Here is a 26,270-nt window from a genome sequence, read left to right as displayed (position 1 = left end):
TTTAAGCAAAATTTATTCTTCTTGTAAACCCTTTTAAATATATATGGTCAAAAAATGATAAGAAAATCACTAGCAACTATGCCTTTACTAGATCGAATGGGTGCGACCCTTATTCAAAGCAAAGAAGATGATGATCGGCAATTCGTCACTGCCCTTGGCCGTGGCTTAACCCTACTTGCTGCATTTGAACATCAAGATCAGCTAAGTCACCAGCAATTATGTCAAATGACAGCATTACCAAAGGCGACCGTTACACGCTTAATTTATACCTTAACTACGCTTGGGTTTTTGCGTACGACGATACACGGTCAGTATGAATTGGGTAGTAGCGCGGTACGACTAAGTGCGACGGCATGGAGTCGTCATGATGTGGTCGCATTTGCCGAGCCATTACTCCGTCAGTTTGCTGCCCAAAATGAAGTCTCAGTAAACTTGGCGACAGAAATCGAAGGTGAAATGCGCTACTTAGCTTGCTGCCGTAGCCCTGCTCGCCTATCCGTGAATCTACAAGTAGGCTCAGCGGTCCCCGTCGCACGAACCGCTATTGGACGTGCGTTCTATGCGGCAAGCTTACCAACCAGACAAGCGGTCATTAGCTCTCACTTGCAAAATAATTTATCTGACACAGATTACAGCCATGCGCAAACAGCGTTAAATCAGTCAGCAGAATATTATAAGAAGTACAGTTATACGTTGTCTGACGGCGAGTTTTCTAGTGATATATTAGCAGTAGCCGTTGGGGTATTTGATGTTGCCACTGGACAGTATGCCTATTCACTCAATGCCAGCGTTCCGAGTGCTAATTGGCAAAGCGACGACTATGCAGCGGTAATTGTGCCTAAGTTGCAGGAATTGGCTGAGCGGATTGGAAATGGTGCTTAGAATATAAGAAATCACTGATAAAAAATATGAGCCTGTGTTCAACACTTTTTAACTATTACGCTACTACTTTACTGCTCAGTCAGATAGCGTTACTAATGGTATTATTAATGTGAAAAACATACTTATAATTATCAAATTGATGTCACTACAGATCTGACTATGATTACAGAATATGACGTTGGTAACTGATATTAGTGACTGATGTTAGTGAATAAGGATATAACGATGACTCTATATGCTAGCTCGCACCGAATGATAGTAGTGATGACCGCTCTACTCCTAGGTTTAACCAGCTGTGCGCCACAGCCAGATACTACCACTGATATAGATACCAAAGTTAAAGTCGATGACCGCACGACTACTGATATCACACCTTCTGGTTCGTTTACTAAAAACAGCTTCGACAATATAAAGCTCGGTTCTGAATTTGACTCGAAATTACTAACTCAAAATACCGAAGACTTAGACGGCTGCTTTGGCGCGCAAAGCACCGCTCATCCTGCTGCTGGTTATATGATCATAGACAACACTGTGGTTGAAATAGGTACATCAAGTACAGACATTTTATCTGCCTATGGCGTTATGGTAGGCAACAGTTTAGAGCAACTATACGATAAGCATCAAGCTCAACAACCTGAAGTCGAAGACAGCCCTTACGGCAATCCAAACGAGAATATTATTCTCTACTATTGGTATGAAGATAATGATCAAAGCAGTGAGCAAAGAGTTGGCACTAAATATCAAGTTGATAATGGCATCGTAACTAGCATCAGTATCGGCCTCGAGTCTGCATTAAGGTTAGGGGAAGGCTGCTCCTAAATCGGAATATACGAGATATAAAGAACACAAAAATTTCTCAGCTCAAATACCCAACTCATCAAACTTCAAATTAAACTTCAGCAAATACTTACGCAATCTATCGCTATCATTGGGGCTTTTAAGCTTATCCCTAGAGTTCGCATAAAGATAACGCCCCGCCGACGCCTGGTTTTTATGCCTCATACAAATCTTAATCACATATGCCAATTGCACCGCATCAAACGGATCAATAGTCGCAAAGGTTTCTTTGTCAATATAGTTAGCTAAAAGGTCATGGCTACCTTGCTCGACTAACTCACTGTTAAAACTTGCTTGAATATTATCATTACTTAGGCTATTTTTAGGCATGTTATGTTTTAAATTATTTGAGCCATGCAAACCATCTACCAATCCCCAAAGATGCATCAAACGCTCAATCTCCGCTTGCACATCGGCTGTCCGAATGACTTTACTTTCAGCCAAAGTCGTTAGGCGTGTCATACTGGCGGTCAAATCGCGAAAGTTACCCTGCCATGTCGCATCAGCGCTAGTGGCAAAGTCTTCATAAGTCTGCCTTGCGCTTGGCTCAAAGCGATAGTGCTGCTGTTGCTCGCTACCCAAACGTGCCAGCTCATAGTCAATATTGGCAGGCAAATCCTCCAACCTATCTTTGAGTGACGGCAAAAAAAACGTCCACGTATTGAGCCGTGCAAATAAATCAGCGCGAAACTCACCATCCACAACCGCCTTACGCAGGTCCTTATTGGTTCCTGCCATCAGCTGAAACGAAACGTTAATTGGCGTATCACTACCGAGCGGATAAAAGCGCTGTTCCTCAAGTGCGGTCAATAACATCGCTTGCTCATCAAGTCCCAGCTCGCCTATCTCATCTAAGAATAGCAAACCACCATCGACTGATTTTAGCAGTCCATCACGATTGGAAGCTGCGCCCGTAAATGCGCCTTTGACATGACCAAACAATACACTCATAGCGGTATCACCGCGTAAGGTGGCACAGTTAACTTCAACGAATTTATCGAGAGTATATTTGCTTTGAACGCTGCTACTGGCTTTGGCTCTTTTCAGCGCATAGATTTGGCTGGCCAGTTGCGACTTGCCCGCTCCTGTTGCACCCATCAGTAGTATGGGTGCAGTTGAGCGAGTGGCGACCTTTTCGATATCTGAAATGAGTTTTTGATAAGCGGCGTTTTGGGTGACTAGATTGGCTTGCAAGGTTTGCCAATGTTGCTGTTTTTCGGCCTCAAAACGCTCACGTAAACCATCATAACGCGAAACATCTAAATCAATCACTTGATAGCGACCTTGCGGATCGGTTTGACCAGGTCTCGGGCAAGGCGAGGTTTGAATCAAATCAGCAGGAATAAAGCCCGCCTCTACCAATAAAAACCAGCAAATTTGCGCCACGTGCGTACCCGTGGTCAAATGCAGCAAGTAGTCGATATTATCTTGAAAATCAAACCCTGCGGCAAAGTCATACAGCTCGGCATAAACGTCAGCGAAGTCCCAAGGACTAGATAATGTTACATGATGGCCAATCACTTGCGTCTCCGGGCTGACCTGCGCCACGTCATCGACGATTATTTTAAACAGCCTTTTATCGCGTTTGCTATATAAGATATGCAGCTCATCGACTATTAATTCATCATGTAGACATAGACTCACCGTGGGTCGCCAGCGCTGCCAACGTTTATCGTTTAAGCCGTTATCTAAGGTAGTACCAAGTAAGCCGATGACTGCTGTTTTGTTAATCGTCTGTTTCATCAATCTCACGTCTAATTGACATTATTTCCAGTAGATACTTTTGTCCTTCGGGTGTTATTTCCCAATAGTTAGTAAGACCTACTCCAGTGAATTCAATATAACCTAAAGTTAAAAATTGAATTTTTATTTTCTCAAAATCAGTAAAATCTATTTGTGATGATTTAAAGCTTTCATATTTTCTCGAAACTACATAGTTGCTCAAAGTGTTAAAAACTATATTTTCTCCCTGTTTCTTAAGTATTTTTGGACCAATACATTTGAATAGATTATTCCAAGTTACCTCTTGTTCCCAAGATTTAAGTTTTTCTTGCCCACCTTCTGTAACCTTACAGTTCACTAGTATTGAAACCTCGTCATCACCTTGAGCCAAATCCGACATATTGTTTTGATTTTTCTGAAACTCTTGAATCTGTTTTTCAAGCTTATTGTTTTCTTGTCTAAGTTCATTTAGCTGCTTTAATAATTCAGTATTTTCAGTTGCTTCATTTCCTCTTATCCAGCCTACAGCTGGATAAGTTTTGATTGTTTTGGGTAAGCTAAGTGCGACTAAACCAGATAACTCTTTTGCATCATCCCAAAATTTCACTAAGCGATTTGTTGTTACTTTTTGTCTGAATGATTGTAGTTTTCGCTGTGCTTCAGAATCTAACTCTACTTTTTCGACCGCTAACTTTTCAGGGCTACCGTGAACTAACGCAATGACTTTAATACCTTTACCAATTGCATAGTCGTACTCCATCTCCGTATAGCTGATACCTTCATCAGACAAACTTCCATATCGACCACCAATAATAAGTAGGTAGTAATCACTATCGTCAATGACTTTCTTTATGAACTCAAACTGTTCTTCATCTAAAGCAGGAAATAATTCCATCCCAGCTGGTATACAGTCCATTTCCATAAGTGTCTGGATGACATTGCTGCGCTCATTCTTTAAATCTGCGAATGTAGAACTTACAAAAACTTGATATCTTTTATCCATCCTATTGACCTTACAATATTTATTCATAGTTTATTTTCTATATTTTTAGAAAATATTATACTCAACAATCATTGTTAGATTATAGCTGATATCCCTAATCATTTTTAATTTATTACTTTATTTATAATTATCAATAACTTAACCCATATATCTGATAGAGTATAAAAAATTGGCACACTCTTGGCATCGTAGTTAATAAGAAAAACGACAAATCATTGAATAACAAATTATGCTTTACAGCAATTAAGGAAAATAACTATGCAACCGATGACCCATAATATCATTCAAGACGGTGGAACCCCGATCAGACTTTGGACAAAGGGCGTCCCTGTCGATCCAAAAGCGCACGATCAGCTAATCAAAGCCTCGCAGATGCCGTTTATATATAAGTGGCTCGCGGTAATGCCTGACGTGCATGTTGGGATTGGCGCGACTATCGGCACGGTACTGCCGACCAAAGAAGCGATCATCCCTGCCGCCGTTGGCGTCGATATCGGCTGCGGCATGATGGCGGTACAAACTACCCTGACGGCTGATGATTTGCCCGACAACTTGCGCGGTCTGCGCAGCGAGCTAGAAAAAGTGATTCCTCATGGTCGCAGTAAGTCTCGTGGCCGCGGCTCAAACCGTGATGTCGGCGCATGGTCAAATCCTGATGACACGGTTAAAGACGGCTGGACAACGCTGGTTGATGATTTTAATTATATAACCCAAAAGCACCCTAAGCTTAAAAACACCAATAACCTTAAGCACTTGGGAACGCTTGGTACCGGCAACCACTTTGTAGAAGTGTGCTTGGATGAGACCAATCAGGTGTGGATTATGCTGCATTCAGGATCTCGCGGCGTGGGTAATGCCATCGGTCGCTACTTTATCGAGCTTGCACGTGAGGATATGCGTAAGTGGTTTATTAATTTGCCGGATAAAGATTTGGCGTACTTTGCTGAAGGGACTGAGCATTTTGACGACTATTGGTTTGCGGTCGGTTGGGCACAGCGTTTTGCTTTTAAAAACCGTGAAATCATGATGGAGAACGCAATTAAGGCACTACGTAATATTATCACCAAGCCCTTTGATGCCAAAATGAAAGCGGTGAACTGTCACCATAACTACGTGGATAAAGAAGAGCACTACGGCGAGGAAGTATTCGTCACTCGCAAAGGCGCGGTACGTGCGCGTGTCGGTGAATACGGTATTATTCCAGGGTCAATGGGCGCAAAATCCTTTATCGTGCGCGGAAAAGGTAACGCAGAGTCGTTTCACTCTTGCTCGCATGGCGCAGGTCGCATCATGTCACGTACTGAAGCCAAAAAGACCTTTACGGTAGATGATCAAATCGCGCAGACTGAGGGCGTGGAATGCCGCAAAGATGCCGCGGTTATCGATGAGATTCCAGCAGCGTACAAGGATATTGATGATGTAATGAAAGCGCAGAGCGACTTGGTGGAAGTGGTACATACTTTGCGGCAAGTGGTTTGTGTTAAAGGCTAAATAGGAACTGCAATTTTATAACAAACAGGAAAAATTTTATGGAAGATTCTATTCAATCTAGGGTTCTATATACAAACTTGCAGCTAGACAATGCATCTGAAATGATTGATGAAGGACAGTTTGAGGAAAGCTATAAGTTATGCTTATATTTGAAGGAGCTTCTAGAAGAGGTTAATGATATTAATGAACCAAGTTTATCTTTAGCACTTTTTAGACTCGCTGGTATATTTGTCGATATAGGTCATATGGCTTCTAAGGCAGAAGCCACCTATATAGGCTTAGAAATAATGGAATCTGATAGCTTTGAAAACTGTTTAACTCGTGATAGTTATTATTACTGTTTAGCAAATGCTAACCGAAATATAATTCAGCATAAATATGGCAATTCTTTAGCTTCAGATATCAAATCTATTCCAGAGTTGTCAAAAGTTAATTCACTTTTCCTTAAAGCTATTTTAAATTGTAGAGAACAAGAAATAGAAGCTCAACCACAATACTTAGTGAATCTAGGAAATAACCTTAAACAACAATACAGATTTTCCGAGGCATTAGCTCTATACGATCAAGTTATCGCAATGAATTTGGATATCGCTCAAGCTTGGGTAAACCGTAGTGAATGTTTAATTTTACTGAATAGCATTACTAAAATGCATACTGTTCAGCAGGGTAAAGAAATAGCTTTAGGTTACAGAAAAGCAAGTGCATCAAAGTGCATACCTCCTGACTGGGCAAAACACTATCTCCTAAGAGCTGAGAGAATAGATAGTGATATCGAAAAAAAATGCTTGGATATGGGAATAGCTATAGAAGATGACAGCCATTTAGATGAGCAGGAATATCAATCTTTTTCAGAGTATCGGAAGTGGTGCTTAGATAGCTTCTTAAGCCTTAGTGAACATGGCTTATATTGTAAATGCTATGGAAGTGCCCGTGATAATTTAACTATTCCTTTAACTACTAGAGCTATATCTAGGGATTTCATATTGCCAATGGAAAAGGTACTAAATAGGCTTAAATCGGAATTCGGACTTGCTAGATTGATGCTGTATGAATACAAAGTTGCTAAGAGCGATAACGATATCGACGACGATGCTTGCTATGCAGAGCTATATGACAACGAGTTGCTAGGAACAAATATCGAAAAGCTCCGTACTGCTTTTAGAATTTGCTTTGGTATATTAGATAAGATAGGTAATGCTGTAGCCTTGTTGTTTGATTTACAACTCAAAAACAGTAAAGGTAAAGTCAGACCTTCATATTTTCATACTTTCTGGGAACTTGAAAATGAAGAAAGACTTCAAAAGTTCGAAGCTTATGATAATGAAGGTTTGATTGGTTTATATAGTATAGCTTGTGATTTAAACCATAAGTTAGAAGGCGAGCTTAGTTTTTACAAGCAGTGGCGAAACGCCTTGGAACATAGCTTCGTATTTGTTTACGAGAATGAAAAACCTGAAAGCATTGAAGCCTCGTTAACCTATTATGAAGAACCAGTTTTTATTTCTGAGTCCGAATTTGTTGAAAGCGCAGAGCATGTTTTGCAATTGACGCGTTCAGCTATTTTCTCTTTCGTCTTTGCAGCTAGGATCAAAGCTGAGAAAGAAGCTCTTGAAAATATTCCTAATATTTTAATTCAGGACAAGTTTATCGAGCGAAAGAAATATACTTAAAAAATAAAATTAGCAAATAAGAGAGAACCAAAATTAAACTTGCCGAAGCCCTACTCATCCGCTAAAAAGAAAACCCTATGCCAAAAACCAAACCCCTAAAAATAGACGGTAGCACAGGCGAAGGCGGCGGACAAATCATCCGTACCGCTTTGTCCTTATCGATGCTAACAGGCATCCCTGTTGAGATCATCAACATTCGCGCGGGGCGTGCGAAACCCGGACTCATGCGCCAACATTTAGTCTGCTTGCAAGCCTCGCAACAGATATCAGATGCCACCGTATCAGGCGCTTATTTAGGCAGTACGGCTTTTAGCTTTTCGCCCCATGCTATTAAGTCTGGTGACTATAGCTTTGATATTGGCTCGGCAGGCAGTACCAGTCTAGTGCTACAAACCCTGCTCCCTGCCCTACTATTTGCTAATACTGATGTCAGTTCAAAATCTACTGTCACTTTTAAAGGCGGTACACATAATCCGATGGCACCGACCACGGACTTCTTACAGCAGGCCTTTATACCTGCACTGGCGAAGCTGGACATGCAAGTTGATATTGAACTGCAACAAGCAGGCTTTGCACCTATTGGTGGCGGCGTGATTCAAGCAACTATCACACCATTTATGCGCCGTGCTGATTCAAAACCATTACAGCTAACAAAGCGTGGAGACCTTATCGGCATAGAGCTGGTCGCCAGTACGCTAAATCTAGAATACGATATCTGCAAACGCGAGCTTGCCAGCGCAAGAACCGCGCTCATTGAGTCATGCATTGATGAAGCGCTTATCAAGAGTCAAGGCAATAAGCTACATGGAATCGGTGAAGGCAATACTTGCTATGCACTCGTCACTCATAAAACCACTCACAAAGCTGATTCTCCAGATAATTATGAGCAGTTGCACCAAGAAGCTTTTACGTTGTTAGGAGAGAAACGCAGCTCAGCGGAAAATGTGGGTAGCCGCTTAGCAGGACTGGTGAAACGTTATCTATTTCAAACGGATGCGCTGGTCGATGAATACTTAACCGATCAGCTACTATTACCTTTAGCCTTGTCAGGTGGCGGCGAATTTACAGCGCGCGTGATTAGCGGGCATACTAAGACGCAAGCGTGGTTGATTGAACAATTTTTGCCCGTTGAAATTAAGTTTAATGCTATTGATGACGATAAAATACTGGTGCAGGTCGTCTGTTGAAACTACCTAGTAGCATCAATGTCAGAATACCAACATTAGCACATTGTTACTCAAATACCGCTATGCAGTGATATCATATGTGTATGATGTAGGCGATAAATCTGAGCGCGTTATCTGCGTTTGATAATTATGATGAAAGAGTGGATTTTTGACCTACTTTCTCTTTCAATCATCTTCGCCTTTTTAATCTTTACATATTACTGTTGAGCGTCGTTATGCCCCAATCTCGTACCAATCTAAACCCAGAACCCAAAACCAATTCGCCTTATTTAGTCGGTGTGCTGTTACGTTACAGCACTTTTGCCGCTGCTGTCTTGCTGTTTTTAGCAGGGCTATTATTGATGAACTGGTGGCTGATTATTCTTGGCGGGTTTGGGGTATGTTTGGGGATTTATGACGTCATACAGTCAAAGCATGCCATCTTGAGAAACTATCCAGTGGCGGGGCATATTCGCTACGTACTTGAAGACTTTCGTCCTGAGATTCGTCAGTATTTGTTAGAAAACGATAAAGAGCAAGTGCCGTTTTCACGCCAGCAGCGCGCCCTTGTTTATCAACGCGCCAAGAACGTCAGTGATACCAATGCCTTTGGTACGTTGGATAATTTATATACGCCCGGTAAAGAATGGTTTTTGCAGTCGGCGGTCAGCCAGCCTCTAGAAAACCAAGATTTTCGCATCATGGTCGGTGGCGAACGTTGTCAGCAGCCGCATGATATGTCAGTATTCAATATCTCAGCGATGAGCTTTGGGAGCTTATCTGCCAACGCCATTATGGCGCTTAATCAAGGCGCTAAGATGGGCGGATTCACCCATGATACCGGTGAAGGTGCGATTAGCCCCTATCACCGTAAATTCGGTGGTGATTTGATTTGGGAGTTGGGTACCGGTTATTTTGGTTGCCGTGATGATGATGGCAATTTTGATCCACAGTCTTTTGCCGAAAAAGCCGTCGACCCTCAAGTAAAAATGATTGAGATTAAGCTATCTCAAGGGGCGAAGCCTGGTAAAGGTGGCGTGCTTCCAGCGGAGAAAATCACCCAAGAGATTGCTGATACGCGTCAAGTGCCTACTGGTCAAGATTGCGTCTCGCCCTCTTCCCATACGGCATTTAGCACTCCGCGCGAGCTAGTTACTTTTTGGCAGCAGCTACGTGAGTTGTCGGGCGGCAAACCAGTCGGCTTTAAGCTATGTATTGGACAGCCTTGGCAGTTTATGGCGATTGTCAAAGCCATGATAGAAGCTGATAACTATCCTGACTTTATTGTCATTGATGGCGCAGAAGGCGGCACAGGCGCAGCACCAGTTGAATTTATGGATAACGTTGGCATGCCAATGGTTGAAGGGTTTTTATTGGTACACAACACCTTAGTTGGCGCTGGCATCCGTGACAAAATCAAGCTTGGCGTCAGTGGTAAGATCGTATCCGGCTTCGACATTGCTCGCCTAATCGCACTGGGTGCAGATTGGTGTAACTCAGCACGTGGCTTTATGTTTGCCGTTGGCTGTATTCAGTCGCGCTCTTGTCATACCAACACCTGCCCGACAGGCGTTGCGACCCAAGACCCCTATCGTCAAAAGGCGCTCGATGTGCCTAGTAAAGCTGAGCGCGTCGCAAGCTTTCATAAGAATACGCTCAAATCACTTTCTAATATCGTCGGTGCCGTTGGTCTACAACATCCGAGTCAGTTGCAGCCTTATCATATTGCGCGTCGTCTAGATGACGGGCAGATAAAACTTTTATCGAAATTCTTTTATTTCACTGATAGAGGCGCCCTACTTAATAGTAGCGCCCGCGCGGACGTGTTTAATCAGATGTGGGTCATGGCAAATCCTGATAGCTTTTTAGCAAATAACGATGCCCTAATTGCTTATAATAAAGATTCACGAGATAAAGGTAGAGAAACCACCACATCAACGGAACAGAGCCTTGGGAACTTTGCTAGCATCACTGGCGGTGGACAGTTAATCGGCAACGTCAACAATACTTTTCGCGAATTTCCATCTACTAGCGATTGAACAGTAGCTAAAAAGTGCTCAGCAATAAAAGTCTATAAATTATATCCATATTACAAAAGATAAGTAATTGATGCCAAGTTTCGTTTTTGCCTTACCCTTATCATTAGCACTGCTAGCGTTAAGCGTCAGTGCTTGCCAACCAATAGGCGCTGATGCGTCTGACAGCGACACAGAAAACTGGTCATGTCAGTCGCAAGATACGCCATTTACTTATAGTATTTGTAGCGTTAACGCTGACGCGTTAAATAGCGAACGTTATTCACTACAGCTTTTTTGGCAACAGCCCGGCGATACGCAGCCATTGCTTACTTTTGATAACTTATTAGCGACATTACCAACTAACCAAACGCTTAATTTTGCTATGAATGCAGGCATGTATAACGAAAGTTACGCGCCGATTGGTTATACAGTCATTAAAGGTAAAGAGATTCGCGCCTTAAACCTAAACGAAGGTGGTGGCAATTTCCATTTACTGCCTAATGGAGTCATGTGGTGGGATAAATCTGGAAATGTACAAATTACCGAAAGCAATGCTTTAGATGAACAGATTAAGAATGACGAAGCTAAGCCTTGGTATGCCACGCAATCAGGGCCGATGCTAGTCATCAACGATGAGATACACCCGCAGTTTAACCTTGATAGCAACTCAATCAAGTTTCGTAATGGTGCAGGTGTTTGCAGTGATGGCAGTATACGTCTCGTTAATAGTAATGAGCCTGTGACGTTTTATCAGTTTGCATCGCTGTTTAAAAATGACTTAAGCTGTCCGAATGCACTATTTTTAGATGGCGGGATTGCTTCGGCATTATATGCACCCAGTATCGATAAACACGATAAAAAAGAGATGGGTGTCATGATTGGAGTGGTTGAGTTGAAGTAAAATTAGCACATCTATACGCCCGTTGGCAGGTAATTTTTGCTACAATAGCGCCAATTTTTATTTCATATTAAACCAATTAACTATCTGACTCTTAGCTTTCTAGCTATCATTATCATAGGCTACCGTTTTAGCTCAGCTTAAATCTTTGCGAAAGCAAAATGCTGGGCTAAAACCATAGCCTAAACTAGCTTAAGAGTTGGATTCAGTCTTATTACTATATTGAGAAACTACTATGGGTTTTAACTGCGGCATCGTCGGCCTACCAAACGTGGGTAAGTCCACTTTATTTAATGCCTTAACTAAAGCGGGAATCGCCGCTGAAAACTTTCCATTTTGTACCAAAGATCCCAACACTGGTATCGTGCCAGTACCAGATCCACGCCTAAAGAAATTGGCTGACATCGTCAATCCTGAACGTGTATTGCCAACGACGATGGAGTTTGTCGATATCGCTGGTCTGGTCGCTGGTGCTTCAAAAGGCGAAGGCATGGGCAACCAGTTCCTAGCCAATATCCGTGAGACCGATGCGATTGCTCACGTGGTACGTTGTTTCGATGATGACAACGTCGTACACGTCGATGGTCGCGTCAGCCCTATTGATGATATCGAAACCATCAATACTGAATTGGCACTTGCTGATCTCGAAGCCGTTGAGCGCGCGGTATTTAACTTAACCAAAAAAGCCAAAGGTGGTGATAAAGATGCTGGGGCCATGCTTGATGTGTTCAAAAAAATCGAACCATTATTAGCAGAAGGTAAAGCCGCGCGCGCCGCCAATCTTGACAGAGATGAGCAAAAGCTTATTAGAAGTTATGGTTTAATTACCTTGAAACCAACTATGTATATCGCTAATGTCAGCGAAGATGGTTTTGAGAACAATCCTTATCTAGATGCCGTGCGCAACTATGCCACTGGCGAAGATTCTATCGTTATCGCTCTATGCAACCAAATTGAATCTGAAATCGCACAGCTTGATGAAGATGATAAAAAAGACTTTCTGGCCGAGATGAATATGGAAGAGGCTGGTTTAGATCAAGTGATTCGCGGTGGTTATGACTTGCTTGATATGCAGACTTACTTCACCGCTGGCGTTAAAGAAGTACGCGCTTGGACCGTTGAAGTGGGCGCTACAGCTCCTCAAGCAGCTGGCGTGATTCATACAGACTTTGAGCGTGGTTTTATTCGCGCTGAAGTAATCGCTTATGATGACTTTATCGAATATAACGGTGAAAAAGGCGCAGCTGCTGCAGGCAAATCACGTCTAGAAGGTAAGACTTATATTGTACAAGATGGCGATGTGATGCATTTCCGCTTTAACGTATAAGCCTTCTGATGGTTTAAGTATTTCGCTTACTTGATACCTTGCTTACATAGTCTTAGCATAGAACAACCAAAAGTCAGCCTTTGTGCTGGCTTTTTTTATTATACTGATTTAACCAGCGCTGAAAAATATCACACATTTTTACAATGCATATTTCAAAAACGATAATAAATAATGGATTATAGATTATGGTCGCTCATTTTAAGAAGCCACAGACTCCAGCCGATCATTGGGCGCAATTATTTACCGCACAGCGTTTAGGCAGTGTAAAAAAAGCACCTATCCAAGATAGTGCTCGCTCCTCCTTTCATAAGGACTATGATCGCTTGGTGTTCTCACATTCTTTTCGTCAGCTGAATCAAAAAACCCAAGTTCATCCACTAACCAATCAATTGGGTATCCATACACGCTTGACTCATTCACTGGAGGTTTCTTGTATTGGGCGCTCTCTGGGAATAATGGCAGCAGAAAAGCTTCATGACAAACTGGATAACGGACTACCAGCAGGCGTGTCACCAGCTGATGTCGGGGTAATTGTACAAGCAGCATGCCTCGCGCATGATATCGGCAACCCGCCTTTCGGTCACGCTGGTGAGTATGCTATCCGTGATTGGTTTACTTATCCTAATCGTCAACCAATCTTGCAGCGTTTGAGCAGCAATGAGCAATTAGACTTGCTGGCTTACGAAGGTAATGCACAAGGGTTTCGACTGCTAGCGCGTAATGAGCATCATCCAGATAAGGGCGGTATGCGTCTGACCTGCGCGACTTTGGGCGCGTTTATGAAGTATCCGTGGCTAGCAACGCATAGCAATTCAATAAACAGCGACCAGAAGAACGAGGACGTTAATAAAAACTTATCGACGACCAAAGTGCAAAAATTTGGCTGCTTTTATAGTGAAGCTGCGCAGTTGGAGCAATTGGCGGACTGTTTGCATTTGCCGCGCTCGCAGCAGCATGATGGCTTTGCGCGTCATCCACTCGCTTATCTACTCGAAGCGGCAGACGATATTTGCTATGCATTGATAGACTTAGAGGATGGTATTCATCTAAACATGCTGAGTTATAGCGATGTAGCAGCCATCCTTTATGAGCTGATCGGTGAACGCTCTGATACCATTGCATTGCCTATCGCTTTGCCACCGCAAGTTTCCGTCAGACAACAGCTAGCAGCTCTACGTGCTCGGGCCATGATGCGCTTGGTTAATACGGTAACCGATGCCTTTGTTGCCAACTCTAGTGCTATGCTTGCTGGCACACTCACAGGTAGCTTATTTAATCATTGCGAGCCCACTGTACAAAATGGCATTACCCAAGCCAAGCAGTTGGCCCGCGAACAAATATTTAATCATCCCAGTAAAGTACGTATGGAGCTGATGGCCAATCAATGCTTGCATCGTCTCCTTGATGCATTTATGCCACTGGCTTGGACAGCCCTTGCGGACGCACCAAAACCGTTTGAGCAGCAGCGCCTCTTAAGCTTGCTACAGCCGCATCTTGATGAGCATCGGCGGGTACTATCCGATAATATTTATCATAACATTCTAAATATTTTAGATTTTATTACTGGCATGAACGATCATGAAGCTTATAGGTTGGCGCAGGAGTTGCAAGGTCATTGGGGTACGATGGTCTAGTAAATTCACCATCCAATACCCATCTTATCCATCATAACTAGGGATTTCATTCGTATTTTTGCGTTGAAATGAGTATGATAAACATCTATTAGGTAATTTTGAAATATTATGAGCAGTCGCGAACAAAAAAAGCTTCAAACTCGGCGCGCATTTTTTAATGCAGTGCTAGACTTATGTATTACTGGGCAATCTTTTAGCTCTATCAGTCTTAGACAAGTAACTCGTGAGGTTGGCGTGGTGCCGACCGCATTTTATCGCCATTTTGATGGTATGGAATCATTGGGCGAGGCATTAGTTGTTGAAGAATTAGGTGGTACGCTTGCTACGTTGCGTGATGGCCTACAGATTGGCCGCAAACGCAGTTTTGATCGTCAAATTGCAAAGAGTATTCAGCTATTTTTACAAACCGTGAGCGCGCAGCCACGTTATTGGCAGTTTTTGGTCAGTGAACGCTTTGGTGGCTCAGAAGCTGTCCGTAAAGCTATTAGCGATCTGATAAAGATGCATGGGAAAATACTAGGAGAAGATCTAGCTTTACAGCCTGCTTTTACTCATATCAATGCTTATGACCGCCGGTTGCTCGCTGAGGCGGGGGTTAATATGTTTTTCTCTTGGATTATCGATTGGTTAGAGCTGACTTATTCTGAAGAGCATGACGATGAAGTTGATTCAGCAGAAATTGAAGATAAAAAACAGCTGATGCTACACAATTGTACCCGTCAAGCACAAATGCTATTTTATGGTGCTTATAACTGGAAATCGAGCGAAGAAACTCAGCTTAATGATTGATAGTGCATTAAATGATTGATAATGCATTAGCTGCTTCTCATTAATGGTATTAGTCATTAAAAGCTAGGACGGAATGTCCATAAGCGCTGTGATATTACTTCTACTGTCTTAGCCTCATTATTATTGCTTTCACTAGCATTGTTATTGTTGCCATTGTTATTATCATCCCTATCATCGTCGCTGCTAGCGCTCGTTTTGCTAATTAATACTGTCGCAAAACGTTGCCGTGCTGCACCTACACCGGTGCTATCAGTGGCGGTGATAAGAGCTCTGAATGCTCGAGTATCCACCGCTAATAATGATTCCATTCCTTTACGCTCTTCAGTGCCCATACTAATAAACGGTGGCAATTGCCATAGATCATCAACAGATGCTAATACTTGTTGTGCACGCAGATCTGTCAGCGTTTGCATTTGTTTTGGGGTCACCTCATCCATCAGCGCAGCGAGCAATACAGGGCTTGCCGTATTGACATTGATAGGTAAAAAGTAAGGCACTGCGGTAATATACGGTCGTAAGATTGCCAAGGTCTCAGCGCTGACCCCGCGTACTTCTTGGAGCTGGTCTATACTAACCAATGGCTGATTGGGCAGAGTTTTATTGGCACTGCTACTTGCTGACTGGCTATATAAGACACTCTCATCACCGCCATCGTTATAGACTTCGTTGTCTGCATCTTGCCAATCAAGCACCGCAATAGCAATTTCAGGCTCTAGATTTAACTGTGTCAATAAACGCTGAAACACCGCTAATGCATTGGTATCGGCTGTGCCATCATGATAAAGATTATTGATGTTAAAGCGGCTAGCCTCATCACGTAGCTCCATAGTGATGCTATGCACCCCTAAAGTATAAGGCGGCATCGGCTGTGCCCAAATATCTTGTGCGCTATCGGTATCATTCAGCTTATCATCAGCGCGAATAATGGTAATTGCTAACTGCTGACCGGCCTCGATGTCTTGTAGTAGTTGATCTTGATTAAACAATAAGCCACTGCGGCGAATGGCGATTTTCTGACTAGCAAGCATTGCACCTGCTACTACTGTAATACTGACAACCAAAAGTAAAATGGTCAATAGTGCCACACCGCGCTGGGAGTCTGCTGTCATTGTCATAAGCGCCTCCTATTATTGACCATTTGTCATGTTATCAGAGTTATTTTCATTATTGCCGTTGTTATTCTCATTACCAGCAGCGCTATTGCTATTATTTGGTAGAGGTTGCGGCGCAAGCGCCCATTGCCATGTAATCGGCATATCTTGATAAGTAAAACTCATCCCTACTCCTTTAGGAAGTAAGATAGTCTCCGTCTCGTCAATAGCAGAGTTATCGTTATTATTGTTCTCATTATTACCAAATTGGTTATCTGCGCTAGGGAAATTATTACTCACCTCAGGTAGGTAGGCCTGCCAGCGCCCTGCTGTAACACCGTTAAGAAGCACCGTATCTAAGCTGACGCTATCAGCCCCACCTTGGATACTGTTGTATTGTCGACGGATAAGACGCTCATCTGCAAAGATATAGTCAACACGCTGCAAGCTTGGACTGGTTTGGTAGCGTGGATCAGGATCAGCAAAACGCACAAAGCTAAGCTGCTCACCATCTAAGCTCATAAAGGGTTCAGCAGCTATAGAGTCTTGAGCGCTATTAGTATCATTGCCATTAGTGTTGCCATTGGTATTGGCGTTCAGGTTGGAGCCGTTCGCGCTACTATTTTGCGTAGAAGGTGCTTGATAAGCAAGGACTTGACCCATATCTTGTTGCAATTGCAAATACGCATACTGTAAGACCGCCAGCTGATCGGCATGGAACTGCGCCCGTTCGCGAGCACGGTTGACTCCATCAAACACTTGCCACCCTGCGACCGCAAGCATCGCAAATATCGCCATCGCCACCATGAGCTCAAGTAAGGTAAAGCCGTGCTGCTGCCTCACGGGTTGCCTCCACTTGGATTTAAGCTACTCAAATCTAAACTACCGACGTCTTGCTCTGCATTGCCTAGGATCACATTGATATCCGTCACCGCTGAGCGCACTTGCCCATCAATAATAGGGGCAACACTGATATTTACCTCTTTTAACGCTGGCGTCAAAGTACTATTGACGGTCATGGCTACTTGCCACGCGCGACCTTGGGCATCCATCGTTTGCGTGCTATTGGCCGTCAACCACGACTCTTGAATCCGCAAATCAGCCGCGGCGTTTTGTGCCACAAAGTGTGCAAGTGTACGCGTACGTAATACCTCAACCGAGTTCAGATATGCACTGCTGGCACGACTAGCGGCAACGGCGACCACTGCTAATATGGCGAGTGCCACCATCACTTCAATCAGTGTAAACCCACCCTCACGCTTTGATAGTGTGGTTTGGCATGCGCTACGATTTGTAATATGCGTTGTTGGCTTATATTTCTTCGTCATCTGCTACAGCCCCTGCCCTATCGTCATACTGCCATCCGGCATAATAGTGATGACTTCTCCGACTAATCGCGACTGATGGCGCACCTCAATTGTGACAGGAGTTGCCTGCCCAGTACCAAACCACAATACTTGCGGCACTGCTTGCCCATTAAACCAAGGTTGTAAAGTTTGGGTAGACTCTAGCCCTGACGCATTATTCGCCTGCAGACTTTGAATGCTTAAGCTGACCCCAGCTGGCATTTCTGGCAACGTGACTTCCGATTCCAGCTCCCAGCTAGGAGTTGGTTGACTTTCTCCATTAGCCCCTGACATACCGGACAAGTCTGCAGACAACTCCATTGAGTTTTTGGGCGTACTATCACCGTTACTTGGCGTTACTGATTGGGTCTGATAGCTAATATAAGGGTTTGATAAACTCATAATGACGGGCGTTACTTGACCTTGCTTGTCTGCTTGCAAGCTTAATCCCATCGGCTGCATACGCTCAGCTGCCAGTAGTCTGACATAGCTTAATGAGTCAGTAAGATGCTCGTAAAAGGCGCGGTTTTTTCTGGACTCGCTACTACCGACTGACACAGCAATCATGCCAGCGAATATAGACAAAATAACCATGACCACCATGATTTCAACCAAGGTAAAGCCTGTCTGCGAACGTGGTAAGTTTGATAATGCGAACTTTGTGGGAAGTATTCGACTAGGTATTACTCGATTAGAAAGTGCTCGGTGATGGTTTTCTTGGAGCTGTTTTTTTTGCGAACAGCTTTCTTGAAAATGCTTAGGAGTCTGACAACAGCGATGACTGAATTTTATAGCTGTGTCATTATTTAGATTAGTTAGCTTACTTTTTGTGGGGCAAAAAGCGTGCTCGACCACTGAGCTGGACTGAGTCTTGGCAGTGATCGGCATGGTGTACCTACTATCAACAATATAATACGTAGAATGGGAGTAAGAAGTAATTATTATAAACCTAGGTCATTTTTCAGCATAATCATAAAAAGATCAAATCAACATGATTAAAAATTGGCAAGTTACTTTTAAAAATTATAAAAGCAATTCTTACAACCTACCAATCTTAATCTATGCTATCAGTAAAAGTACACCCTATCAGTAAGTCGCATTACGATGTTCTTCTGATTCAGTTTCAATTTGCTCAACCAACTCTTGCATGTCCTCATCCAATGCATGTTGATCTATCTCATCAGCTGGGTAATGACTGGGCAATTCAAGCATTTGCTGCACAAAAACATAACGTAAAGTATCACGATGACCTAAATAACGCTGATAGAAACTGGAATTCAACAGTCCTGCTCCACCTTGACCCATCGCCCAAATGGAGGACAGATAATCACGGGTGCTTAAGCTGCTACGCTCATCTTTTAGATAAATACTGATTATATCGAGCAAACGCTTCATACGCTGGCGGCGAATATCGTATAGCTCACCGAATAGACGGTTGAGACCGGTCACCGAAGCAGCCAAACGTTCCTCTATTTGATTGAGCAGCATGGCTTTTTGGGGATTGAACAGTTGCTGAAATATCATTCGCGCAATCCCTGCTGACGGGCAATCATCAATACGATTTATCTCAAAAAGTTGCTCTTCATAACGAATGATAATACGTAAATAAAGCTCATCTTTACTCGAAAAATGCTTATATAGCGTACCTTTTGCCAAATCCAATTGATCGGCCAAACTGTCTAAAGTGATATCACCGTCGCCTGACTCAAGTAATAATTGTTCAGCCATCGCTAAGATATTCTCTTCGCGAGCTTTAAACTGATGTTGACGACTCATAACCTCTCCTAAAACCTGACAAGACTAAGCATATGACCCTATTGCTATGACAGTGCGATAGATAGTGAGTCGGCAATGACGGTATGAGAACTGCACGAAGACTATAAAGGGCTATAAGGGACTATGATATAAATAGTGGCTATGCTTACATTGCTTACGTTTGCTTAATAGTCATTGATAATCATACGCTTACGTTTTAGAGCTTAATAGCTCTTTACGCAGTAATAGGACTATACAATTAATGACTGACTGGTCATAGCATAACGATTTTAATGATACTGTGCCAGTAAATTTTCAAAGTTTTTTGCAGTCAGTGCACCGACTTCATCGCTACTACAGCCATACATATCGGCAATACAGCTAGCGACATAAGGAACATATGCTGGCTCATTAGGTCGGCCACGTTTTGGCACAGGAGCTAGATACGGACTATCAGTTTCGATAAGTATTCTATCCCTAGGCATATTTTGCGCAGCCTCTTTAATATTTTGCGCGCTCTTAAAGCTAACAATACCTGAGAATGAGATATAAAACCCTAAATCCAGCGCACGTTTTGCCGTGTCCCAATCTTCGGTAAAGCAGTGAATAATGCCATGTTCTGCACCTTCCGCTTTTAAGATATCGATAGTGTCCTCTTTGGCATCACGCATATGTACGACCAGCGGTTTCTTCAAACTTTGACTGGCATGAATATGACGCGCAAGGCTGGCTTGTTGCTCTTTTTTATTTTCTGTTGACCAGTAATAGTCCAGCCCCGTCTCGCCTATTGCCCATACGTGCTCAGCGTCAGCGGTCTCTATCAAACGCTCGACCGTCGCTGATTGCAATACGCCAATATCTTCGCAAGGATGGATACCGACGCTCATGCCTAAATTTAAGGTCTCATCACTGTAGGTACTGACGATATTGGCAATCTCATCATATTCAGCAAAATCACACATAATTGCCATCGCACGGGTGACATTGGCCTCTTTCATAGCAGCTATCGCGCCGGATAATTGACCATCATACTTTGTTAAATCCAGACGGTTTAGATGGCAGTGACTATCAGTAAACATAAACAATCTCGTTATAGTAATTTTTTAGATAAGTTATAGTAATTTTGCAGACAAAAAATATTCGGATAAAGCATTCAAGTTGTACTAGTGTTAATTGCAGTGAAAAGAGTATTTTTCAAGTGTGCTTTAGACACGTACTGATCAAAGCTGATTTTTAATGTAATCAATGCAACGGCACCACGCGCATCACCTCTTCTATAGTTGTCACCCCTTCACTGATACGCTTTGCCCCAGATAGACGCAGTGGTTGCACGCCTTCGCGGTATGCTTGCTGTTTGAGCGTATCCAAATTGGCATCGGCGGCTACCAGCTTTTTTAGTTCATTCGACAATGGCATGATCTCGTACAGACCGACACGGCCTTGATAACCTGTATGGCGACAGTGCTCACAGCCCTGCGCCGTATAAATTTGTGCTGGCACAGTAGCGCGCCAAGGCTGTACCAACTCCTGCCACTGGATAGCTATCTCGCTATCTGGCGTAACATCAGCTGCCTGCTTGCAATGCGGACATAATGTACGTAACAAGCGCTGCGCCATCACGCCCAAGATAGTTGCCGAAGTCAAAAACGGCTGAATTCCTAAATCGTGCAAGCGAGTGATTGAGCTGGGCGCATCATTGGTATGCAACGTCGAGAGCACCAAGTGTCCAGTTAAGGATGCCTGCACTGCCATATTGGCGGTTTCAGCATCACGAATCTCACCAACCATAATGATGTCTGGGTCTTGACGCATCAAGGAGCGGATACCATCAGCGAAGTGCAAATCCACGCCCGCATTGACCTGCATTTGGTTAAAGGCTGGCTCAATCATCTCGATAGGATCTTCAATAGTACAGACATTGACTTGCTCAGTTGCTAGCTGCTTGAGCGTACTATATAAGGTGGTAGTTTTACCAGAACCCGTCGGACCGGTGACCAAAATAATGCCATTTGGATGCGCCGTCAGCTCATGCCAAGTCTCAAGCTGTTTACCCGACAAGCCAAGCTGAGCAAACGAGCGTACCAGCACTTCAGGGTCGAATACCCGCATGACCAGCTTTTCGCCAAAGGCAGTCGGCATGGTAGAAAGACGCAGCTCGGTTTCCATCCCATTATGCGTACGCGTTTTTAGGCGACCATCTTGCGGTTTGCGCTTTTCTGCAACATTAAGACGTCCTAAAATTTTAATACGTGCGGTCACCGCTACTATAATCGCGAGTGGCATCTCATAAACAGTATGCAATACGCCATCAATTCGAAAGCGTACTTTGCCCGTCTCACGGCGCGGCTCTAAATGAATATCACTCGCGCGCTGCTCAAAGGCATACTGCAGCAACCAATCGACGACTTTGACGATATGTTGATCGTTGGCATCTGGATTGGTATTGTCGCCCAGTTGTAATAAGGCTTCAACATTGGTAACATCAGCTGCCGCACGCTTATGGATACTATTCGCCCCGGCAATCGCTTGCGTGACTTGATAGAACTCTTGCCGATAACGATTAATCTGCTCAGGATTAATATAGACCGTACGATAGCTTTTAGATTTGATGATTTTTTCGATATTTGAGTGCCAATCCGTATAAAACGGCTGATCGGTACCGATGACCACCTCATCAAGCGTCACTTCAATTGGCAAAATATGCTGCGAGCGCGCATACTCAAAAGACATCAGCTGCGTCACTGCCGGCACATCAACCTTTAACGGATCAATACGCACGATTGGCATATCTGCTTTGGCTGCCAGCCATTGGTTGAGCCATGCTAGCGTTAATTTATTCTCAGGCTTATTATCAAGCGCATGACCATTAGGCAAGCCGAACTCACTAATCGTCAGTAGCGGATGCTGCGCCTTATCACGGCGACTGGTAATCACCAAATTATAGCCACGCTGGTCAATCACCCTATCTGCCAATAGTTCATCAAGACACCAACGTAAATCAATCACTATCGAATACTGCTGAGCGGACATATTTTTCTTCTTTTATTATCGGTAAGTGGTGCTTAAAAAGCACCCTACAAGGTCTCATTCACTTCTACAACTGCCATTATTTGTAGCTGCCCTGATTCTATCAGCTGAAAACTCACATCCACAGACTTATAGCGCATGATAAAAGGTGTATTTATCTCCGTACGGCGATAGGCTGGACGTGGATCTTGCGCGATTAAGGCTTTTATAGAGTCGATATCAGATTCCAGCAATTGCTTTTGCACCTTGTGGACAAGCCCATCTCTTGAGTTTAGCGAATTTGTTAAGTTTGTTAAATTCATTGAATTTATAAAAAGTAATGCAGCATTTTCCGTACCACTATTTGTGTTATTATTTTTATTATTAGCTTTATCAGATTGCTCTACATTAACCTGCTCTACATTAATCAGAGTCATAAACTGCTTGTAAGCAGATTCAGTCATTGTCACATCCAGCAGTGTTGGTGCAGTTGGCGCAAAGCCACTCTCTGCATCATCAACAGCATCGCTATAAGCCACATAGGGTTTGATATCGATAATTGGCGTACCATCAATCATATCAGCACCGCTAATGATAAGTAATACGCGACCTTCTACTACCTCAACCCGTTCAAGTTTAACCACAGACAGCCCTAAACCTGAAGGTCGATACATACTACGACTGGCAAACACGCCTATCTTCTCATTACCGCCTAGCCGTGGTGGTCGTACTTGCGCACGAAAATTGCTATCCGCTTTATTTACATGGCCGTTTTTATTTATATAGTTATGATGAAACTGCCAGCTAAGCCAAATATGACTAAACGCTTCTAATCCGACAAATGCCGCTGGTGTATCGTAAGGCGCTAGCATTTCAATCACGCTAGTCAGTGCCACCAAATTTGGCTGTCTTGGCGCCCCAAACTTCTGTGATAGTGGCGCACGATGATAGCCAATAATTGGCGCATGGTGAAAGCCCTCTGACGCATAGCTTTCTGACACATTGTCCTCTAACGCATTGCCCTTTGACTTATCGCCCTCTAACGCATTGTCACCTGACATAAAAACTCTCCAAAAAACTTTCCACTAGTGACAATCTATCTATTCAAAACAGATTTATACAATAAAACAGACTGACTATAAAACGGTCTCATCCAATCATACAAAATTATTTACTAACGATATTCTATTTTATCATGCCCGCTCAGAGCCACTTAGCGGATTTTTATTTTAAAGTTTGGTATTATGAGCGGTGAATTTGTTGAGAATCGCTTGCATTCATATGCTAGCGTCTCTATACATAGACTTTGCAGGCATTCCCAGCCCCTTATAACGCTTATAATAATGTTAAAACAACAGTTTATATTGAACTCATATCCTCAAAGCTTAATAAGTTTAATATTTTGGATCATGAGCAGTTGCGATAGCTGTTTTTATAACTGTCTTTATCATAATTTTGATAATGATTGAAAACAGCAGGTACTTTTAGAATATTGGATTCACCGTTGAAAATTTTAATTTAACACTCATTTAAACCTAATAATGTAGTCAGTAATCTATTAACGAGGACTTTATGTCAAAACTTCGCACCGAAACGGTCACAGAGGTTCATCACTGGAATGACGCTCTATTCAGCATCAAAACCACACGCGATGACGGTTTACGTTTTCGTAATGGTGAGTTTGCGATGATTGGTCTCGCTATCGATGGCAGACCATTACTACGCGCTTACTCGATTGCTAGCCCTAACTATGAAGAGCATCTAGAATTCTTTTCTATCAAGGTTCAAGACGGCCCATTAACTTCACGCTTGCAGCATATCAAAGTTGGTGACGAGCTATTGGTCAGTAAAAAACCGACAGGTACATTAGTGCTTGACGATTTATTGCCAGGTAAACACCTTTATATGCTATCAACTGGTACTGGACTTGCGCCGTTCTTAGCATTAGCGCGTGACCCTGAAGTTTATGAGCGCTTTGATAAAATCATTTTGGTACATGGCGTACGTTACATCGATGATTTGGCTTATCAAGATATGTTCGAAAATGAGCTGCCAAATGATGAAATCTTTGGCGAATGGTACCGCGAAAAGTTCATCTACTATCCGACTGTCACGCGTGAAGAGTTTAGAAATACTGGGCGTGTCACTGATTTGATGAAATCAGGCAAACTGTTTGAAGATATTGGTTTACCACCGATGAATAAAGAAGATGACCGTGTGATGATTTGCGGTAGCATGCCATTCAATGCGGAAGTTTCAGCGATTTTAGATGACTTCGGTCTTACTGTCTCACCACGCATGGGCGTACAGGCAGATTATGCGGTTGAACGTGCCTTTGTCGGGTAAGTTAATTAGTACTGAGTTAATTAATACGCAATTATCATAAATAATTCTTGACGGCTAAAAATAGGCTGTTATAATACGCAGCCTATACAGTTAACCCTGTAGCCCAATTCGATAATGTTTAGTTTTTAAACAGACTTTATCACCTAACACGCCGGTGTGATGGAATTGGTAGACATGACGGATTCAAAATCCGTTGCCTTTAAAAGCGTGTCGGTTCAAGTCCGACCACCGGTACCAATACTAAAATACCGCTAACGATTTATTGTTAGCGGTATTTTTTTGCGTGTTAGTTTATAAAATGCTTTTAAAAACCTACAATATATTCGTTCTAATATATTGGCCCTAGCTCGTAGAGTATGTGTAATGTACCCTACGACTAAAACCAGACCCTACTCAGCGTCATCTATTAGCTTATTTAGCGTATCTACCATGTCATCATCTATGATACTGTCTTCAACATAATCGACTAATTCATAGATGGTGGTCAGATCCAGCTCTCTGATACCCAAACTAGCTAGCTCTTCGTTGATAGACTCTAAGCTGACGGCATCCTCAGGATTACCTAATAGGTGCTCGTCAAATCCAGCATGGACGAACCAATATATTTTTTCTAATAACGTATCTTTTTCAGTTAAAGTAGAATAACCCTCGCCTTGGATGAATAGATTAAAGTGATAAGGCAACTCTACATCATTAATGAAGAAAGTACGCATACAGTCTATCGTGTAGGCTTGGCTATCACTACTTTCATCGTTTGCATTGTCTGCATCTACTTCAATCTGCTCTTCTACTAAGCTTCCTAATATCTGATAATCACCTACTTTTACCTTGTGATTATAGATAATACAAAAATCAGCGATGGCGTCAAAAATAACCGCGCTGATATCTAAAGTATTATCATCGATATCATAAAAGGCTTTTAGAGCTGGTAAAAACTCGGTTAGTTTGTCTTCGGGTACTTGCGTGAGAAACTGTTGCTCGTATATGGTTATCATGTCATCAGGAGAATAGGTGTTTACGTTGTCTTCTTCGTTTCTGCCGGTAGGTTGCAGGGGCACAAGATTATATGGGTTATTGTTGGTCATTCAGAACTGCCTTGTTATATGAGTTTGCGGTATTGAATGTCTACGGCTATAAGTTTCGGCTCATTTTAGCTATTATAGTGTCGCAGAATCCATGACGGGTATTATCCCTTATTCAGTAACTTTTAGATATACAGCCTACTTTAGCAGAAGGCTATTTTATAAGCGATTCGTCCGTAGGCTGAGGCTTTAGCCCAGCACAAACTC

22 protein-coding genes and 1 tRNA gene are annotated in these 26,270 nt (G+C 42.9%); 12 read left to right on the top strand and 11 right to left on the bottom strand.

The window, feature by feature from the left end; all coding sequences use genetic code 11:
- Positions 1–54: 54 nt before the first annotated feature.
- Complete coding sequence (locus tag AK825_RS04350) at positions 55–882, top strand: helix-turn-helix domain-containing protein (protein ID WP_068034924.1); 828 nt, start codon at positions 55–57, stop codon at positions 880–882.
- A gap of 225 nt (positions 883–1,107) precedes the next feature.
- Positions 1,108–1,701 (top strand): hypothetical protein, encoded by a 594-nt coding sequence (locus AK825_RS04345; RefSeq protein ID WP_068034923.1) that lies wholly within the window; start codon positions 1,108–1,110, stop codon positions 1,699–1,701.
- Between the two features lie 42 nt (positions 1,702–1,743).
- Here AK825_RS04345 and rtcR read toward each other — a convergent pair whose 3' ends face one another.
- Together rtcR and AK825_RS04335 are read right to left on the bottom strand one after the other, a co-directional pair.
- Positions 1,744–3,462 carry an RNA repair transcriptional activator RtcR gene (gene rtcR / locus AK825_RS04340; RefSeq protein WP_068034922.1) on the bottom strand — a complete coding sequence of 573 codons (1,719 nt, stop codon included), beginning with the start codon at positions 3,460–3,462 and terminating at the stop codon, positions 1,744–1,746.
- Positions 3,446–4,444: a DUF4062 domain-containing protein gene (locus tag AK825_RS04335; protein WP_068034921.1), complete on the bottom strand. Its 999-nt coding sequence runs from the start codon at positions 4,442–4,444 to the stop codon at positions 3,446–3,448. Before AK825_RS04335 ends, rtcR begins: the two co-directional genes overlap by 17 nt.
- Before the next feature lie 258 nt (positions 4,445–4,702).
- Between AK825_RS04335 and AK825_RS04330 the strand changes: the two genes are divergently transcribed.
- The 8 genes from AK825_RS04330 (at position 4,703) to AK825_RS04295 (ending at position 15,437) form a co-directional block, all read left to right on the top strand.
- A complete protein-coding gene (locus AK825_RS04330) occupies positions 4,703–5,935 on the top strand; it encodes an RtcB family protein (protein ID WP_068034920.1) in 1,233 nt (410 codons plus the stop codon).
- Positions 5,936–5,973: 38 nt separating this feature from the next.
- On the top strand, positions 5,974–7,605 hold the full coding sequence (locus tag AK825_RS04325) for an LA2681 family HEPN domain-containing protein (RefSeq protein WP_068034919.1): 1,632 nt from the start codon (positions 5,974–5,976) through the stop codon (positions 7,603–7,605).
- Positions 7,606–7,682: 77 nt separating this feature from the next.
- A complete protein-coding gene (gene rtcA / locus AK825_RS04320) occupies positions 7,683–8,792 on the top strand; it encodes an RNA 3'-terminal phosphate cyclase (RefSeq protein WP_068034918.1) in 1,110 nt (369 codons plus the stop codon).
- Between the two features lie 215 nt (positions 8,793–9,007).
- A complete protein-coding gene (locus AK825_RS04315) occupies positions 9,008–10,810 on the top strand; it encodes an FMN-binding glutamate synthase family protein (protein WP_068034917.1) in 1,803 nt (600 codons plus the stop codon).
- Between the two features lie 70 nt (positions 10,811–10,880).
- Positions 10,881–11,690, top strand: coding sequence for a phosphodiester glycosidase family protein (locus AK825_RS04310; protein WP_068034916.1), 810 nt, complete (start codon positions 10,881–10,883; stop codon positions 11,688–11,690).
- 232 nt (positions 11,691–11,922) lie between these two features.
- Positions 11,923–13,014, top strand: a complete 1,092-nt coding sequence (ychF, locus tag AK825_RS04305; protein ID WP_068034915.1) for a redox-regulated ATPase YchF — start codon at positions 11,923–11,925, stop codon at positions 13,012–13,014.
- Positions 13,015–13,199: 185 nt separating this feature from the next.
- A complete protein-coding gene (locus AK825_RS04300) occupies positions 13,200–14,648 on the top strand; it encodes a deoxyguanosinetriphosphate triphosphohydrolase (protein ID WP_068034914.1) in 1,449 nt (482 codons plus the stop codon).
- Between the two features lie 108 nt (positions 14,649–14,756).
- Positions 14,757–15,437 carry a TetR family transcriptional regulator gene (locus AK825_RS04295; protein ID WP_068034913.1) on the top strand — a complete coding sequence of 227 codons (681 nt, stop codon included), beginning with the start codon at positions 14,757–14,759 and terminating at the stop codon, positions 15,435–15,437.
- 56 nt (positions 15,438–15,493) lie between these two features.
- On the opposite strand, the gene gspK is transcribed toward AK825_RS04295, so the two are convergent.
- From gspK to tsaA, 8 genes are all read right to left on the bottom strand, one after another.
- Positions 15,494–16,552, bottom strand: coding sequence for a type II secretion system minor pseudopilin GspK (gene gspK / locus AK825_RS04290; protein ID WP_227514112.1), 1,059 nt, complete (start codon positions 16,550–16,552; stop codon positions 15,494–15,496).
- 12 nt (positions 16,553–16,564) lie between these two features.
- Positions 16,565–17,371: a type II secretion system minor pseudopilin GspJ gene (gene gspJ, locus AK825_RS04285; protein WP_068034912.1), complete on the bottom strand. Its 807-nt coding sequence runs from the start codon at positions 17,369–17,371 to the stop codon at positions 16,565–16,567.
- Complete coding sequence (gene gspI, locus AK825_RS04280; protein ID WP_068034911.1) at positions 17,368–17,856, bottom strand: type II secretion system minor pseudopilin GspI; 489 nt, start codon at positions 17,854–17,856, stop codon at positions 17,368–17,370. Before gspI ends, gspJ begins: the two co-directional genes overlap by 4 nt.
- Before the next feature lie 3 nt (positions 17,857–17,859).
- The gene (locus AK825_RS04275; protein ID WP_082787161.1) at positions 17,860–18,762 is read right to left on the bottom strand and encodes a prepilin-type N-terminal cleavage/methylation domain-containing protein; all 903 of its coding nucleotides are present in this window, start codon (positions 18,760–18,762) and stop codon (positions 17,860–17,862) included.
- Between the two features lie 198 nt (positions 18,763–18,960).
- Complete coding sequence (locus tag AK825_RS04270; protein ID WP_068034910.1) at positions 18,961–19,650, bottom strand: TetR/AcrR family transcriptional regulator; 690 nt, start codon at positions 19,648–19,650, stop codon at positions 18,961–18,963.
- 269 nt (positions 19,651–19,919) lie between these two features.
- Positions 19,920–20,708 carry a TatD family hydrolase gene (locus AK825_RS04265; protein WP_068034909.1) on the bottom strand — a complete coding sequence of 263 codons (789 nt, stop codon included), beginning with the start codon at positions 20,706–20,708 and terminating at the stop codon, positions 19,920–19,922.
- A 163-nt stretch (positions 20,709–20,871) separates the two neighbouring features.
- Positions 20,872–22,659 carry a GspE/PulE family protein gene (locus AK825_RS04260; RefSeq protein ID WP_068034908.1) on the bottom strand — a complete coding sequence of 596 codons (1,788 nt, stop codon included), beginning with the start codon at positions 22,657–22,659 and terminating at the stop codon, positions 20,872–20,874.
- Between the two features lie 44 nt (positions 22,660–22,703).
- Positions 22,704–23,636: a tRNA (N6-threonylcarbamoyladenosine(37)-N6)-methyltransferase TrmO gene (gene tsaA, locus AK825_RS04255; RefSeq protein WP_068039024.1), complete on the bottom strand. Its 933-nt coding sequence runs from the start codon at positions 23,634–23,636 to the stop codon at positions 22,704–22,706.
- 571 nt (positions 23,637–24,207) lie between these two features.
- On the opposite strand from tsaA, the gene AK825_RS04250 reads away from it, so the two are divergent.
- On the top strand, positions 24,208–24,981 hold the full coding sequence (locus tag AK825_RS04250; protein WP_068034907.1) for a ferredoxin--NADP reductase: 774 nt from the start codon (positions 24,208–24,210) through the stop codon (positions 24,979–24,981).
- A gap of 150 nt (positions 24,982–25,131) precedes the next feature.
- Positions 25,132–25,218 (top strand) — tRNA-Leu (locus tag AK825_RS04245).
- Between the two features lie 152 nt (positions 25,219–25,370).
- Here AK825_RS04245 and AK825_RS04240 read toward each other — a convergent pair.
- Positions 25,371–26,066 (bottom strand): hypothetical protein, encoded by a 696-nt coding sequence (locus AK825_RS04240; protein WP_068034906.1) that lies wholly within the window; start codon positions 26,064–26,066, stop codon positions 25,371–25,373.
- Between the last annotated feature and the right edge of the window lie 204 nt (positions 26,067–26,270).

The organism is Psychrobacter sp. P11G5 (assembly GCF_001593305.1).
Classification (GTDB): domain Bacteria; phylum Pseudomonadota; class Gammaproteobacteria; order Pseudomonadales; family Moraxellaceae; genus Psychrobacter.
This window is presented reverse-complemented; position numbering and strand designations above follow the sequence as displayed.

Bases quoted from the DNA above. Each gene is read 5' to 3' on its own strand.
- AK825_RS04345 (WP_068034923.1), top strand. From the start codon at position 1,108: ATGACTCTATATGCTAGCTCGCACCGAATGATAGTAGTGATGACCGCT.
- gspK (WP_227514112.1), bottom strand. From the start codon at position 16,552: ATGACAATGACAGCAGACTCCCAGCGCGGTGTGGCACTATTGACCATT.
- AK825_RS04315 (WP_068034917.1), top strand. From the start codon at position 9,008: ATGCCCCAATCTCGTACCAATCTAAACCCAGAACCCAAAACCAATTCG.
- AK825_RS04270 (WP_068034910.1), bottom strand. From the start codon at position 19,650: ATGAGTCGTCAACATCAGTTTAAAGCTCGCGAAGAGAATATCTTAGCG.
- AK825_RS04300 (WP_068034914.1), top strand. From the start codon at position 13,200: ATGGTCGCTCATTTTAAGAAGCCACAGACTCCAGCCGATCATTGGGCG.
- rtcA (WP_068034918.1), top strand. From the start codon at position 7,683: ATGCCAAAAACCAAACCCCTAAAAATAGACGGTAGCACAGGCGAAGGC.
- AK825_RS04260 (WP_068034908.1), bottom strand. From the start codon at position 22,659: ATGTCCGCTCAGCAGTATTCGATAGTGATTGATTTACGTTGGTGTCTT.
- AK825_RS04275 (WP_082787161.1), bottom strand. From the start codon at position 18,762: ATGCCGATCACTGCCAAGACTCAGTCCAGCTCAGTGGTCGAGCACGCT.
- AK825_RS04350 (WP_068034924.1), top strand. From the start codon at position 55: ATGATAAGAAAATCACTAGCAACTATGCCTTTACTAGATCGAATGGGT.
- AK825_RS04295 (WP_068034913.1), top strand. From the start codon at position 14,757: ATGAGCAGTCGCGAACAAAAAAAGCTTCAAACTCGGCGCGCATTTTTT.
- AK825_RS04250 (WP_068034907.1), top strand. From the start codon at position 24,208: ATGTCAAAACTTCGCACCGAAACGGTCACAGAGGTTCATCACTGGAAT.
- rtcR (WP_068034922.1), bottom strand. From the start codon at position 3,462: ATGAAACAGACGATTAACAAAACAGCAGTCATCGGCTTACTTGGTACT.
- AK825_RS04325 (WP_068034919.1), top strand. From the start codon at position 5,974: ATGGAAGATTCTATTCAATCTAGGGTTCTATATACAAACTTGCAGCTA.
- gspI (WP_068034911.1), bottom strand. From the start codon at position 17,856: ATGACGAAGAAATATAAGCCAACAACGCATATTACAAATCGTAGCGCA.
- AK825_RS04240 (WP_068034906.1), bottom strand. From the start codon at position 26,066: ATGACCAACAATAACCCATATAATCTTGTGCCCCTGCAACCTACCGGC.
- ychF (WP_068034915.1), top strand. From the start codon at position 11,923: ATGGGTTTTAACTGCGGCATCGTCGGCCTACCAAACGTGGGTAAGTCC.
- AK825_RS04310 (WP_068034916.1), top strand. From the start codon at position 10,881: ATGCCAAGTTTCGTTTTTGCCTTACCCTTATCATTAGCACTGCTAGCG.
- AK825_RS04265 (WP_068034909.1), bottom strand. From the start codon at position 20,708: ATGTTTACTGATAGTCACTGCCATCTAAACCGTCTGGATTTAACAAAG.
- AK825_RS04330 (WP_068034920.1), top strand. From the start codon at position 4,703: ATGCAACCGATGACCCATAATATCATTCAAGACGGTGGAACCCCGATC.
- AK825_RS04335 (WP_068034921.1), bottom strand. From the start codon at position 4,444: ATGGATAAAAGATATCAAGTTTTTGTAAGTTCTACATTCGCAGATTTA.